We start from the raw sequence: 15929 nt of genomic DNA, 5'->3' as shown, positions 1-15929 counted from the left end.
TACTCATGGTTGGGGCCATGACAGTATATTTAAAGGGGAACGCTGAAGAGGTGAAAGGTAATTACTGATTTTGTGATAAGTCATAACGTACGGTAGTACTTCATACAAACTAGTAAGCGCTATGGGTCGTAGGTGCAGTAGACACTTGAACGAAGGTCTCATTGGGCTTAATCAGTCCCAGGTCTAGACGCGCATGTTCCTCTACCGCTTCAAGTCCGGTTTTTAAGTCTTGAACATCGGTACGTAATAGGTTGTTTGCTGCCACTTGATTATCATTCATGCGCTGTTGATCTTCAATTTGAGTGGTCAACTTATTATGTTCAAACCGACCATTTTCACCCAGCCAATACTGATATTGCAATCCCAAAAGCACTGCAACGGCTAAAGCAAGTAGTATAAATTGGCTAAAGTATTTCATAAGATGATAACGCCAAACGACATAGAAAGAATGATAGTAGGGTTTTGAGCTGATCAGGCGATACATAAGTGATTATATACCGCCTGATTTTGACTGTCATCTCAGTTTACGATATCGGGATCTTTGACGTACAATACACATCAAAAATCCCAGTCAATCTCTTAACCACGTAAACCGATAAACTCTTCACGGCCACGATAGCTTGCACGTACTTGCTGCTCGATACGTAGCAACTGGTTGTACTTTGCAACGCGGTCTGAGCGGCATAGCGAGCCTGTTTTGATCTGACCTGCTGCCGTACCAACTGCTAAATCTGCGATAGTGCTATCTTCAGTCTCACCTGAACGATGCGAGATAATAGTAGCGTAGCCATTTTTCTTCGCCATATAGATCGCATCTAGCGTCTCTGACAAGGTGCCAATTTGATTAAACTTAATCAAAATAGCATTGGCAATATGCTTATCAATACCTTCTTGCAAGATCGCAGGATTGGTCACAAACAAATCATCACCAACCAACTGGACTTTATCACCGATCTGCTCAGTCAAATACTTCCAACCATCCCAATCCGACTCATCAAGACCATCTTCAATAGAGATAATAGGATACTGGCGTGCCAGCCCAACTAGGTAGTCTGAAAATCCTTGGCTATCAAACGCTTTGTTGCCTTCGCCTGCCAAAACGTATTGACCATCTTTATAAAATTCACTGGCTGCACAATCTAGCGCCAAATGGATATCTTCACCGGCTTTGTAACCGACTTGCTCGATCGCCTGCATAATGACGGTAATGGCTTCTTCGTTACTACGTAAGTTTGGTGCAAACCCACCTTCATCGCCGACTGCTGTATTTAGACCTTGTGATTTCAACACAGATTTCAAGCTGTGGAAAATCTCTGTACCAGCACGCAGCGCTTCTGAAAAGCTAGTGAAGCCTACAGGCTCAATCATAAATTCTTGGATATCAACCGTATTGTCTGCGTGCTCACCACCGTTCAAGATGTTCATCATCGGTACAGGCATAGTCAATGACGTCTGATTGCGCAGGTTGGCAATGTACTGATGTAATGGTAGATTTTGTGACTTAGCTGCCGCTTTGGCAGTAGCAAGTGACACCGCTAGCATGGCATTGGCGCCTAGGCTTTCTTTGTTTTCTGTGCCATCTAATGCAATCATGGCATCATCGATACCTTGCTGCTCAGTCACGTTTTTGTCCATCAAAGCACTACGAATTTGACTATTGACATTAGAGACGGCTTTTTTGACACCTTTGCCCATATAGCGAGCATTATCGCCATCACGTAGCTCAAGCGCTTCACGTGAGCCTGTTGATGCGCCACTCGGAGCAGCAGCACGTCCGACAGTGCCATCAGCTAAGATCACATCAGCTTCGATAGTTGGGTTACCGCGTGAATCTAAAATTTCACGAGCGCGGATGTCTTTAATTGCGGTGACGTTGTTGGTTTCTTCAGCGTACATAATGTCTGTTAATTCCTTTGGTCATGCCAAGTTTGTGAGATAAATAACGGCAACTAGAATACAAAAAAGATAAAGCAAAATATCATACAGCATATGCACCAAGAACACCCTAACCCTATATGTCATATAACTATACTGACATAGTAATGACAGGTTTTTTGAGCGCGTTAATGGTTGGCTATAGTGCTTGGCATCATAGCATATATTTTACCAAACTTCCCTTATCTTACACTGACTTGCGGTCATAAATATAATCGGAGATAAGCATATCTACTATAATGTTTCGGTCTGTATTCATACAACCCTACAGCCAAGCCAACACTTTTACTTATGCTTATGTTTTTATTAAAGGGTCTTTGTCCGTAGGGAAAACGGGTACTACCTGCTCAAGCTCAACGGCTGTCTGAAAACGTGTCAACCGTAGTGCATTCATTAAGACAGAGATGGAGCTCATCGCCATAGCAGCGGCGGCAATCATTGGATTCAAAAACCCAAGTGCAGCAAGCGGAATACCAAGACAGTTATAAACAAAAGCAAAAAATAGATTCTGTTTGATATTGCGTAGTGTTGCTTGAGCGATTTTTTGCGCCGCATCGATATGCATGAGCGACTCACCCATCAATCGTGCAGAGGCGCTGTGCTGCGCCACGTCCGTCCCCTCGAACATAGCAAAGCTGGCATCAGCGGTCGCCATCGCTGGCGCATCGTTAACCCCATCTCCTGCCATGGCTACTTTATGACCAGCAGTTTGCAACCGTGCAATTTGGCTAGCCTTGTCACGTGGACTCATCTTGCCATAAGCGTTGTCGATGCCAAGCTGTCCTGCCACATGATCGACGACAGATTGCTTATCACCACTCATCAAAATCACATTGATACCCGCATCTTGTAGCGCAGTGATTGCCTGCGGCGTATCTGCTTTTAAGTCGTCAGCGAGAGCGAATGCCCCTAACGGCTTATCGTTAATACTGATTGCAACCGTACTGGCAATTTGCCAGACCTTTGGCATCAGTTTAGGTAACGTTAAGTTAGCAAACTCTGGCGTACCAATTTTTATCAGCCCAAGCCCTTCGATATTTGCCTGTATGCCAGCACCTTTTACAACACTGATGTCGGTCACATCGAATAGTGACAGCTGACGGGCTTTGGCTGTATTGACTAACGCTGTCGCTAATGGATGACTGGCATGCGCCTCGACACTGGCAGCGATCTGCAACACATCATCAACAGCAAGCGATCGATCTACCATGACATGATCGACGATAGTCGGTCTACCGATGGTCAATGTACCCGTTTTATCAAGTACCACTGTGTCAATATCGCCTGCAGCCTCTAAACTTTGCGCATCTTTAAACCATACGCCATGACGCGCAGCCACACCCATACCAGCCATGATAGCCGCTGGTGTGGCTAGACCCAGGGCACAAGGGCACGCAATGACCAATACCGATACTGCATGCATCAATGCAGTGTCAATCATGCCTGTTAGCCACCACGTGACTCCAAAAGTAATCAACGCAATAGCAACCACGATTGGAACAAATACTGCAGTCACTCGATCAGCAAGACGAGCTAAGTTGGCTTTTGAACCTTGGGCATCACTTAATGCTCTTACCATATCACCAAGTTTTGTGTCACTGCCCTTGGCACTAACGCGATAGAGCAAACTGCCATTCTCTACCAATGCACCTGCTAGCAACTCATCACCCTGCTCTTTTTTGAGCGCTACTGATTCACCCGTTAGATGACTCTCCACACACCAGCCACTACCGGATATCACGGTGCCGTCAGTAGCGACACGGCTGCCTTGCTTAGCACGTAGGACGTCATCTACTTGCACATCAGATAACCCAATATTATGAAATTCACCATTTGGCTGCTGCTGCTCTACTTCATCAGGTGTCAATGACAATAATAAATCAATACTGTTCAAACTGTGCTTCTTGGTACGTTCCTCAAGATATTTACCTGTACGGACAAAAGCGATGACCATAACGCCTGCTTCAAAATATACGGCTGGGCTATTACTCGCACCGTGTCCGCCCAGATGCCCACTTTGCAAAAGACTGTTTAAAGTACCATCGCCATGCGTGAGCCAAAGGTAAGTCGAATACGCCCATATGGTGACAGTACCAATAACTACCAGTACATCCATATTGGCAAGACCACCTTTGATCGATGCCCAAGCACTTTTGTAGAACGGTAGCGCAAAGCCAAACTGCACAATCGTTGCTAAGAGAAACTGAACCCAGATAGGTGGCATCCACGCCATGCCAATACCTGTCAGCATGCCTACCATACCAACCAAAAATGGTATCAGACAAATCCACAATCCAATTAAACGCCATGGATACTTAGTTGCCGTATCCTCATCTGTCTGTGCAAATAAGCTATCGCTGGCTTGTAGGTTGGCGACAAATCCCGTTTTGTTCACCCATTCTATCACTTGTTCAGGTGTCGTCTCAGCCGGATCGTAGTCTACATTGGCAGTCTCACCAGCAAAACTCACGCTCGCCTCGTAGACCGACGGTTTCTTGTTAAGCACCTTTTCAATTCGTGACGCGCAGGCCTGACACGTCATACCATCAATGGCTAATTGTAGATGGGCACGTTGCGGCGTGATCGGTGTGTTTGACTCCACATCAGTATCGACATCGTAAGGCTTTTTAGTGGCGGTATGGGCGTTCTTATTCATAGAAATAACTCGTCATAGCACCTATAACTACATAAGCGCCATCATACAATATCAGTGGATTAATAAAATATTCAAATAAAACAAGCACAGCAATAATAATTATAAACGTGCTGTTTAGGGTCTATTTCTATAACGCAAAGACATACAACAATAGTCTCAAACAGTACGTTGTAGACAGTCATTACTACCCAGCTACTCAAACAAAGCACTGTTATTCAATCAACGGCATTAAGCTAAAGAAATCTGAAACACAGCTTTAAGTTCAGAGATGCTCACCATTAAAAAACCAGCTAACATGCTAGTAATAACAGGTTAGCTGGTTGTTTGGGAAATAACATGATCTACGAGTTGGCAACTGCTGCTTCAAATCCAGCATCACTGATAGCTGAGGCAATAGTCTCTGCGCTGGTTTTGCTATCATCAAAGGTGACCGTGGCTAAGCTGTCAGCCAAATCAACTGTGATGATATCTAAACCGTCAATGTCAGCGGTAGCCGCATGTACACTTGCCACACAGCCGCCACAAGTCATACCATCAATTTGAATAATACGTGTTTGGTCTGCCATATTAGGCTCCTTATTTTTATAAATAAAAATGGCTAATAGTGAAAATGACTCTAATCGTTGTCTCTCGACTATTTATTCTCGATACCTATCTTTAGAGACACTATCAGGTCTTTAGACACACTATCAGAGTGGTGTTGAATAAGCATAAACTTTATCATTTTCACTAACAAGACTGTTTGGTTGTTACTTTATTACTGACACGATATTTCATTACTAAACAGGCAAGGACTAACCGTGCATTTAAGCAAAATGATGCACACAAACTAGTCGTGATGGTGTGGGTTCTGCGGTGCCTCAATAGGGAATGGCTGCGTCACATAGTCCACCATGCTGATTGCCGCTGTTAGAGCATGGATACTGGTATCCGTATCATCATAGCTCACTATGCCGACGTCATGAGCAGGATCAAGATCTATCTTGATCACGCCTGAGATATTTTTGAGCGCTGTCATTACGCTATCTAGACCTTGCTCATCATTTATATTTTCGATACTGACTTTCGCCATTTGAATTGCCATGGTACAACCCTCCTATTATTTCGATATCAATGAGTATCCAAGACATCAAAACCTTTTACCAAGTCATCAATTTGCTTGAGCTGGCGTAAGAACGGCTCTAGTTGGCTCATACGCAGCGCACAGGGTCCATCACACTTTGCAGTTTCTGGATTTGGATGCGCCTCCAAAAACAGCCCTGCCAATCCTGTCGCCATACCCGCACGGGCAAGCGTTGTAATCTGCTCACGGCGACCACCTGCGCTATCACTACGCGCACCTGGCTGCTGCAAACTGTGCGTCACATCAAAGAATACGGGGATATCCATCTGCTTCATGGTATCAAAACCAAGCATGTCAACGACTAGGTTATTATAACCAAAGGCACTACCACGCTCACATAGTATGAGCTTATCATTACCACCCTCTAAGCACTTATTGACGATATGGCGCATCTCATGCGGCGCCAAGAATTGTGCCTTTTTGATATTGATAATCGCATCTGTCTTTGCCATCGCATGGACTAAGTCCGTCTGACGTGATAAAAAAGCTGGCAGCTGAATGATATCAGCGACCTCAGAGACTGGTGCGGCCTGATGCGGTTCATGCACATCGGTAATGATGGGTACTTGGAACTTTTCTTTTATTTGACCTAACCAATCAATTCCTTGCTCAAGTCCAGGGCCTCGGTACGAGTGCAGGCTTGAGCGGTTGGCTTTGTCAAAGCTCGCTTTGAACACATAGCCGATACCTAGACGCTTGCAGATATCTACATACTGCTCTGCAATCTCGAACGCAAGCTCTTTAGACTCTAAGACGTTCATACCACCAAACAATACAAAAGGCTGGTCGTTACCAATGTTAATCGTACTGCCAGTAGGCGTGCTCAGTGCGATGTGTGATTGTGCTGTCAATAAATTTTCCATAAAGTCATTACCTCTTATATTGTTATTAATATACTTATCCCATATTGTAACCGATAGCCCAATTAAAAAAAGTATGTAAGCGTAATTAGCCATTATCGATAGAGAGTATTTTAAGACCGCTATTAGACAATCAAATTTATGAACTGTCATTGCGTGTCATTAAGCAAAGAAAACTTAACAAAAACACTGAGCAAAAAAAAGACCGATCCGAAGATCAGTCTTTTTAAGAATAACGATTTTGCTTTACACTACGTGCCAAGCACTATTTAGCTTCGCTATGGTTTTTTGCCGCTTTTACAAAACTATTGAACAATGGATGACCACCGCGTGGTGAGCTGGTGAACTCAGGATGGAACTGCACAGCGACAAACCATGGATGCTCACTAATCTCAACAGACTCTACTAGATGCTGCTTTGCAGAGTAACCAGAGATCGTCATTCCTGATTGCTCTAATGGCTCGATATAGCGATTATTCATCTCATAGCGATGGCGATGACGCTCAGTGATGTTATTAGCGCCATATATCTGGGCAAGCTTACTACCAGGCACAAGCTCTGCTTGCTGTGCGCCTAGACGCATGGTACCGCCAAGGTCTGAGTCATCACTACGAATCTGTAGCTCGCCGCGCTCATCTAACCATTCGGTGATAAGCCCAATGATTGGCTCAGCTGTCTTACGATCAAACTCAGAAGAGTTAGCGTCGATACTCAGTACGTTGCGGGCGTATTCAATGACAGCCAGTTGCATACCAAGACAAATACCTAAATACGGTACATTGTTTTCGCGAGCATAAGTGATGGCTTTTATTTTACCCATCGTACCGCGCTCGCCAAAGCCGCCTGGTACCAAGATGGCATTGGCATCATTAAGACGGGCAAATAACTGCTCATCACTTTCTAAGAGCTCAGCATCGATATAGTCGATCTTGACATCTACTTTGTGAGTGATACCTGCATGCAATAAGGCTTCATTGATAGACTTATAGGCATCCGGAAGCTCAACATACTTACCAACCATAGCTACCGTCAATGTACCTTCAGGATTTAGCTGTGCTTCGACAACCTTGTCCCAATCGCTCAAATCAGCTTCAGGCACATCCAAACCAAAACGCTCACAGATAAGATCATCTAGGTCTTGCTCGTGTAGCGTACGCGGTATTTGATAGATACTTTGTGCATCTTCACACATAATAACCGCGCGCTCTTCAACGTTAGTAAATAGCGCAATCTTGCGGCGGTTATCTTGAGAGATATGATGATCAGAGCGACAGATTAGGATATCAGGCTGTAGACCAATAGAGCGTAGCTCTTTTACTGAATGCTGTGTTGGCTTGGTTTTTGTTTCACCTGCGCTAGCAATATACGGCACTAGAGTAAGATGCATTAGCATGGCGCGATTGCGCCCCAGCTCTACTTGCATCTGACGTACGGCTTCCATAAAGGGAAGTGATTCGATATCACCAACCGTACCGCCAATCTCGATGATAGCGATATCATACCCTTCGCCACTAGCCAGAATTTTGCTCTTAATCTCGTCAGTGATATGCGGGATAACCTGTACAGTACCGCCTAAGTACTCACCGCGGCGCTCTTTATTTAGAACGTTTTGATAAATACGACCACTGGTGAAGTTATTACTCTTACTCATTTTTGAATGACGTAAAAAGCGCTCGTAATAACCCAAATCCAAATCCGTCTCTGCCCCATCTTCGGTAACGAAGACTTCACCATGCTGGAACGGACTCATCGTACCTGGATCGACGTTGATATACGGATCCATTTTGGTCATCGTGACGGTCACGCCACGTGCTTCTAATACCGCTGCAAGAGAGGCTGCGGTGATACCTTTTCCTAGTGAGGACACTACCCCACCGGTCACGAATATAAACTTGGTCATAGTACTCTGTCGGTAATTGGTAAAGAAGGATTTTACTAAAAATACACCATAAAATATAGGGCAAAAATGCAAACTGTCTGAAACTCTTATTTTTTTGTATAGGTAACAAACATTTTTCTATTATTAAAACGCCATACAACAAAAAAACCCACCCCGAAGGATGAGTTTTTCGATATTTACCGTAGTAGCTATACTAGAGTAGCTATACTAGAATTTGTATTCTAAGCCGCCACCGATAGCGAATACATCTGCATCACCGCGCGCAGCAACTTCAGCAACCGTATCGTCATCATAATTTCTGACTACTAGGAGACCATTGTCTAGATCTGCAGAGTTTTGCCCGATATAGGCATGAGCAATAATGTTGTCTTTAAACATATATTTGCCACCCAGTACAATCTGGTCTGAATCATTACCATCGAGACCCGCTAAGTTTTCGGTCTTGTCATACTGTAGATAAATAGAGGCAGGACGTGCAAAATTGGTCAGGCCCATCTCAGCACTGACAACCAATCCTTTCTCTTCTTCGTCTTGCTGATCAAAATCTACTTGCTGATATAGCGCGCCTAGTGTCACTGGATAAGCCATATATTTGCTCAAATCGATACTAGTAGTACCGCGAAGAATTTCGCCACCATCTGAGACAGACATGTCTTTGTCATAAGCCACACCAGCTGTAAAACCAGCACCTGGGTCAAACATCAAAGACGCACCAAAACCGCTGTCACGGTCATCGTTGTCAGAGACAAATGATTCGTCAGCACCATACTGTAAAGATAGCTCTAGCGGTAAACCATTGTATTTCGGTGCAATCCATACGATAGAATTGTTGATACGGCCACCATCAGTAAGGGTCAATGCTTCGCTCAATGTCCCTTCATCAAGAGAGCTTGAGCCGATGTTGTCCCAATAGCCTTGGTTCACGGTGACGTTGTTGATGTAGTCAGAGACTGAGTAGTTACGACCAAAGCGGAACTGACCATAGTTTTTGTTTTTTAGACCGAGATAAGTATCACGGCTTTTGAAGCCAATATTACTACTACCGCTGTCATCAATGCTAATGCCATACTCTAGTTGGTAAATCACATCAGTATTGGCGGTGATGGCTTCAGACCCTTTGAACCCTATACGTGAAGAATGTGAATTGACCTGCACCGAACTATTATCTTCGTTGACGTTGATAGTATCACCAGGTAGATCCATAGACTGACGGTCAAGTTCAGCATTGACATAATTAGCAGTCACGAATGCTTTACCATAGACAGTTGGCGCTGCCTGAGCGGCAGAAACTGATAGCGTTGCAATTGCCGAGGCTAAAAGTAATTTTTTCAAAGGGTATCTCCACTTTACGATTTGAGTGATAAATTGGCTAAGATTGGCTGATACATATAATGGTTGGGTGACTACCCTATAGAACATTTATATATATGAGCTAGAAGCATTACTTAGACACAACTTTACCAACCAAATATTACAGTAAGGTGAAAAAACCAAAATTTACACAAATGTTATTATTAATTTTACGGATTCTGTTATTTAAGACACGCTGTTGTTTAAAACACACTACTGATTATGGAACAAAAAAAACTCACCCCGAAGGATGAGTTTTTATATGCTATCTATTTACGTGTGATACTAGAATAAGTACTCTAGACCAGCACCGATAGCGAATACATCAGCATCGCCACGTGCAGCAATCGTGTCACCAACTTGATCAGTCTCAGCATCTCTTACAATGAATAGACCATTGTCTAGGTCAGCTGAGTTTTGACCGATATAAGCATGAGCAATCATGTTGTCTTTGAAAGAGTACGTGCCACCCAATACAACTTGGTCTGAGTCATTGCCGTTAAGGCCACTCAAGTTTTCAGTTTTGTTGTACTGAAGGTATACAGTTGCTGGACGAGCAAAGTTAGCAAGACCCATTTCAGCACTTAAGATTAAACCGTCTTCTTCGTCTAAACCATCATAATCAGCTTGCTGATATAAAGCACCCAATTTTACTGGATAAGCAACATACTTGCTCAAATCAAGAGTCGCACTACCACGTAAGATCTCACCATCGATACTCATATCGTCATCTAGTGCGATACCAGCAGTGAAGCCGTTACCTGGGTTGTACATCAATGATGCACCATAGCCATTGTTGCGATCATCGCTATCATCAACAAAACTCTCATCAGCGCCATACTGTAGTGCTAGCTCTAATGGTAGGTTATTGTATTTAGGAGCCATCCATACGATAGAGTTGTTTACACGGCCGCCATCAGTTAGTGTCAAAGCTTCAGCCACATCACCACTACTTAGTGAACTTACACCGATATTATCCCAGTAACCTTCAGTAACAGTTACGTTGTTGATGTAATCAGATACTGAGTAGTTACGACCAAAACGGAACTGACCAAAGTCTTTGTTTACTAGACCAAGATAAGTGTCACGGCTTTTGAAAGCGATGTTGTCTTCGCCAGTATCATCAATCTTGATGCCATACTCTAACTGATAGATAACATCAGTGTTAGCAGTCATTGCTTCAGAACCTTTAAAACCAAGGCGTGAGATGTTTGAGTTGATTTGTACTGAATCGCTATCTGTACTGATGCTAGTATCGCCGTCCATAGATTCACGATCAAGTTCAGCATTTACGTAGTCAGTAGTAACGAATGCTTTACCATATAAGGTAGGTGCTGCTTGTGCGGCAGATACAGATAGGGCTGCGATTGCTGTAGCTAAAAGTAGTTTTTTCATGGGGTATCTCCACTTTACAATTGTAGTAATGAGCAAGCTATAAGTAGCTGGCGCCCATAATGGTATCGTCACAAATCCTCAAAGATATAATGTGTAACTGGCTACCGAGATTAGTCAGAAACAAGTGTGGCGAATTTCTATTACAGTAAGATAAAAAACCATGACTCACATGACTGGGATTAAACAACGTAACTGCCATGTAAACTTAATTTTTTATTGCTCCGTGCGTAACATCCGTTACCAAACTCATACTTCGAATACAAGCATAACAACTTTGACATAATTTGCAACATGTTTTTTTGCTTTTTCGATACATCCAGTATCGAATACATAACCACTATCAAACTTTGGCCACTCACAAAAAAAAGCCCTATCTACTCAATTAGATAGGGCTTTTATTGGTTAATATCATTACTAACAATGTTAATAAATACGGCTAAATCAACCGTAATACATGCTAATTATCGATAAATAATCAGCATCGATAGAAGGTCTATTGTCTTATTTTTGACATATTTGACAGTCACAAATAAGCAATATTGGCTTCTATACTTTGGGTATTAGAAGGTTTTGATATATCTAATTTGAAGCTTAAGCGTCTGCTTTTAGATCAAGACGTGCTTGATGCAATAGTGGCTCTGTATAACCACTAGGCTGCTCGCGACCTTTAAATACCAAATCACAAGCTGCTTTGAAGGCATAAGAGCTATCAAAGTTATCAGCCATTGTCTGATAATCACTATCGCCTGCATTTTGCTCATCAACGACTTTCGCCATGCGCTTCATGGTATCCATCACTTGCTGCTCGCTGACGACACCATGATGCAACCAATTGGCAATATGTTGACTAGAGATACGCAAGGTCGCGCGATCTTCCATTAGGCCGACATCATTAATGTCAGGTACTTTAGAGCAGCCAACGCCCTGATTTACCCAGCGTACCACATACCCCAAGATACCTTGAGCATTGTTTTCAAGCTCTTGCTGCTTCTCTTCATCAGTCCAATTGGTGTTCTTTGCCAATGGAATAGTCAAAATATCATCTAAGCTGGCGCGCTCACGTGATTTTAGGTTGTCTTGTACGTCGGCTACGCTGACTTGATGATAGTGGATGCTATGCAAGGTAGCACCTGTTGGTGATGGTACCCAAGCAGTGCTGGCACCAGACTTAGGATGAGCCGCCTTAGTCTCCATCATCTCTTTCATCTCATCAGGCTTCGCCCACATACCTTTACCAATCTGAGCATGTCCCTGTAGACCTGTTTCTAGACCGATATCCACATTCCATTGCTCGTAAGCTGGCTGCCATGCTTGCGATTTCATTTCACCTTTTGGTACAAATGGACCTGCATTCATACTGGTGTGCATCTCATCACCAGTACGATCTAGGAATCCTGTATTGATGAAGATAACGCGCTCTTTTGCTTGGCGAATGGCTTCTTTTAGGTTGACCGTCATACGGCGCTCTTCGTCCATGATACCGATTTTGAGCGTATTGCGCTCTAGACCCAGCAAGTCCTCTGACGCATCAAACAAATCGTTGGCCATCTTGACTTCTTCAGGGCCATGCATTTTTGGTTTAACAATATACATAGAGCCTTTACGTGAGTTTGATAGCTCGTTTTTGCCTTTGATGTCGTTAAGCGTTAATAATGGCGTGATTAGACCATCCATTAGGCCCTCAAACACTTGCTCCTGACCGTCGCCCAAATCAACTAAAATTGCAGGGTTTTGCATCAAATGACCAACATTACGGATTAACAGTAGCGAGCGACCTGGTAGGATTAGCTTGCCACCATCTGGTGTATTGTATTCACGGTCTGGGTTTTGTTTACGAGTACGTGTCTTGCCACCTTTTTCGAAGGTTTCTTGTAGATCGCTGTTCATCAGGCCGAGCCAGTTACGATAGACTTCAACTTTTTCTTCTGCATCTACAGCAGCAACTGAGTCTTCACAATCTTGAATCGCGGTCATGGCTGACTCAAGTAGCACATCTTTAATATTTGCTGGATCATCTTTGCCGACTGGATGACTGGCATCAATCTGAATCTCAGCATGCAAGCCGTTATTTTTTAGTAGCACGCCAGTAGGCTCGTCAGCTGCACCAACGAAACCGACAAATTTACTGGTGTCTTGTAGCGCGGTAGTGCTATCGCCTTGTACAACCTCAAGCTGACCATCGATAATCTTAAAGCCAGTCACATCGTTATACGACCCTGATGCTAATGCGAAATGTTCGTCCAAGAATGCCTTAGCATAGGCAACAACGGCTGCACCGCGAGTAGGATTATAGCTGCCTGTTGCTTCTTGACCATTTTCGTCACTGATTACATCGGTGCCGTACAACGCATCATATAAGCTGCCCCAACGCGCATTGGTCGCGTTAAGCGCGTAACGAGCATTACGTACTGGTACGACTAGCTGTGGTCCTGCAATATGAGCAATTTCATCATCGACGTTTTTTGTATCGACCGTAAAGTCATCATCCTCTGGTAACAAATAACCGATTTCTTTTAGGAATTCTTTATAAGCTGGATAATCAATCTCGCCCTCTTTAGCAGGGTTTTGCAAGTGCCACTCGTCAATCTGCGCTTGAATCATGTCTCGAGTCGCAAGCAGCGCTTTGTTACGTGGTGTGAATTCTTTAATAACCTTTTCAAAGCCCAACCAGTAACTGTCTGAGTCGACACCGACTTTTGGTAGCACTTCATTTTCAATAAAGTCATACAACTGCTGGTCGATGGCAAGAATACCTTTTTGAATACGATTGGCGTTAGAAGACTGGCCCATGTTGTTATCCTTATTTGTTTGTGAGGTGTGGTAATACTAAGTTGTAATGATCACTGTTGAAAAATACATGTTGCCAATGGCTATGTATATAAGTTAGCAATCAGCATACATACCAACATATAATGTATGTTCAATATCGTAGCAGGGATTTTCGACCATTTATAAAGAAAGACTGTATAAATCTTATATTTTGATACAGGATTAGCAGTTGCTATAATGCTCGCTACCCGCTACTAAATGACAATCAGTAGTAAGACACTATGCCTAAAAAGCAGAATATCATCCTACTATCAAATAATAAAATAAACAAGCAATCCTCATTTAGTAGATAAATATTGAGGTTGTATAATAATGATACCGTACAGAGCGCAAGCTATAGAGGCTATGGCTGCCCAACACAAACTTGTGAATGCTCAGTTTCATCTGAATAGTAAGTAGCCATTATTATGTAAAGTAGTGTTCAAATACCCTCTATCATTCAATACATAGACTGGTAGATAGAAGCTAATATCAATCGTGTTGCAAACGCTTGCCAACCAGTTGTCCTAAACCCACACTTATAAAAAAGTTCTTTTATACTATGACCATAAACCAGCCAGAACTCTCAACATTCATGCCGTCAGATACGATTAACAAATGCAAAGCTCATGATGATAGCTCTCAAGAAGCAGCTGAACACAGTATCTCTAAAGCAAATGTTTCCAAAACAGACGTTATCGCACAGGACTGTAACGAAATTGAGGAAGACAGTGTCGATATCGCGCATCTGCGCTCCCCTATCAAAGTAGATCTGTCTCCTGTTTATAGTTTTTTGGGCGCGCGCACCACACAAGCTTGGGTAGATGCTGCCCTTAATAACTTGCCACTGATCATTCAAGATCATGCCAACTGCGAAAAGAAGGCTGCGGGTACCGCGATGAACTTAATATTCCGTTATGAGTTCTCCTATGACTTGCAGCGTAAATTGGCACAGCTGATACGTGAAGAGATGCTGCACTACGAGCAAGTGCTAGGTATCATGAATGAGCGTGGTCAGGACTGGAAATATTTGAGTGCTGGTCGCTATGCTAAGGGTATGCTAAAGCACAAGCGCACTTATGAGCCAGCAGCGATGGTGGATGTATTGATCATTGGTGCATTTATTGAGGCGCGCTCTTGCGAACGTTTTGCGGCATTGGCCGAGGTTATCGATGATGAACGCCTAGCAAAGTACTACCGCTATTTACTAAAGTCAGAGAGCCGTCATTTCGAGGACTACCTTGTGCTGGCTCAATCGTTATCAGAAGATAATATCGATGAGCGAGTTGCGTTTTTCAAGGAAGTAGAAGCTGAGCTGATAGACAGTCCTGATGCCGAACTACGCTTCCATAGTGGCACGCCTGCCTAGAGATACCTATATAACCAATATCTTATCGCTGATGTCTGTTTACCACTATATGCAACAGACATAGAAAAAGGCACTGCAATTGCTAGAGTGATAGACTCTTTCAATTGCAGTGCCTTTTTTGTTTTTACTAATACTAAAGCTGATACTGGCTATTAGTACTTACTATTGGTGCTTAATGTAGAAATTATCATACATTGAGTACTATTTGTCATCTTCCATAAGCGAGCTGTCATATTGCTTATTGCTCTTAGCGACATTGTGCGGATCATGATCTCCAGCTGCCTTGTCTGCTGCTGCCGGATTTACTTTCTGTAGTGCGTCATCTGGCACGATACCGTTGTTGTCATCTGCATCTTTTAAACTATATTCATCGGTAGCATGCTCATCATGTGATTTGGTCATCGGTATCCCCTATTATTTTTATTTGTTGCCGAGTATATCTTCGGCTCAGTGCAGTTTTTCTTGATACGTTAAATACAGCCAATGGCGTTATGGACGCCATTTGTCTTCACTTGGTTCTGCTCAGTGCATCT

Annotated in this window: 12 protein-coding genes; 1 reads left to right on the top strand and 11 read right to left on the bottom strand. The window is 43.2% G+C overall.

Annotated elements, in window-relative coordinates:
* Window positions 1-109 precede the first annotated feature (109 nt).
* From ACTXGL_RS07555 to ACTXGL_RS07510, 10 genes are all read right to left on the bottom strand, one after another.
* A complete protein-coding gene (locus ACTXGL_RS07555) occupies window positions 110-418 on the bottom strand; it encodes a septum formation initiator family protein (RefSeq protein WP_319051264.1) in 309 nt (102 codons plus the stop codon).
* Between the two features lie 161 nt (window positions 419-579).
* Complete coding sequence (eno, locus tag ACTXGL_RS07550; RefSeq protein ID WP_443525983.1) at window positions 580-1896, bottom strand: phosphopyruvate hydratase; 1317 nt, start codon at window positions 1894-1896, stop codon at window positions 580-582.
* 334 nt (window positions 1897-2230) lie between these two features.
* Entirely contained in the window at window positions 2231-4591 is a 2361-nt protein-coding gene (locus ACTXGL_RS07545) for a heavy metal translocating P-type ATPase (protein ID WP_443525981.1), read from the bottom strand.
* A 341-nt stretch (window positions 4592-4932) separates the two neighbouring features.
* Window positions 4933-5157, bottom strand: a complete 225-nt coding sequence (locus ACTXGL_RS07540) for a heavy-metal-associated domain-containing protein (RefSeq protein WP_443525980.1) — start codon at window positions 5155-5157, stop codon at window positions 4933-4935.
* A 263-nt stretch (window positions 5158-5420) separates the two neighbouring features.
* Complete coding sequence (locus tag ACTXGL_RS07535; RefSeq protein WP_443525978.1) at window positions 5421-5675, bottom strand: hypothetical protein; 255 nt, start codon at window positions 5673-5675, stop codon at window positions 5421-5423.
* 26 nt (window positions 5676-5701) lie between these two features.
* On the bottom strand, window positions 5702-6577 hold the full coding sequence (gene kdsA, locus ACTXGL_RS07530) for a 3-deoxy-8-phosphooctulonate synthase (RefSeq protein WP_443525977.1): 876 nt from the start codon (window positions 6575-6577) through the stop codon (window positions 5702-5704).
* Window positions 6578-6839: 262 nt separating this feature from the next.
* On the bottom strand, window positions 6840-8474 hold the full coding sequence (locus ACTXGL_RS07525; RefSeq protein WP_443525975.1) for a CTP synthase: 1635 nt from the start codon (window positions 8472-8474) through the stop codon (window positions 6840-6842).
* A gap of 207 nt (window positions 8475-8681) precedes the next feature.
* Window positions 8682-9806: a porin gene (locus ACTXGL_RS07520; protein WP_443525973.1), complete on the bottom strand. Its 1125-nt coding sequence runs from the start codon at window positions 9804-9806 to the stop codon at window positions 8682-8684.
* Between the two features lie 303 nt (window positions 9807-10109).
* Entirely contained in the window at window positions 10110-11219 is a 1110-nt protein-coding gene (locus tag ACTXGL_RS07515; RefSeq protein ID WP_443525972.1) for a porin, read from the bottom strand.
* 591 nt (window positions 11220-11810) lie between these two features.
* Window positions 11811-14009, bottom strand: coding sequence for a malate synthase G (locus tag ACTXGL_RS07510; protein ID WP_443525970.1), 2199 nt, complete (start codon window positions 14007-14009; stop codon window positions 11811-11813).
* Window positions 14010-14589: 580 nt separating this feature from the next.
* Between ACTXGL_RS07510 and ACTXGL_RS07505 the strand changes: the two genes are divergently transcribed.
* Window positions 14590-15396, top strand: a complete 807-nt coding sequence (locus ACTXGL_RS07505; RefSeq protein WP_443525968.1) for a MiaE family protein — start codon at window positions 14590-14592, stop codon at window positions 15394-15396.
* Window positions 15397-15597: 201 nt separating this feature from the next.
* On the opposite strand, the gene ACTXGL_RS07500 is transcribed toward ACTXGL_RS07505, so the two are convergent.
* Window positions 15598-15798, bottom strand: coding sequence for a hypothetical protein (locus ACTXGL_RS07500; RefSeq protein ID WP_443525966.1), 201 nt, complete (start codon window positions 15796-15798; stop codon window positions 15598-15600).
* Window positions 15799-15929: the final 131 nt, after the last annotated feature.

Origin of the sequence: Psychrobacter sp. T6-6 (genome assembly GCF_052258185.1) — a bacterium.
GTDB lineage: Bacteria > Pseudomonadota > Gammaproteobacteria > Pseudomonadales > Moraxellaceae > Psychrobacter.
The sequence above is the reverse complement of the archived record's forward strand: the minus strand, read 5'-3'. Positions and strand labels throughout refer to the sequence as shown.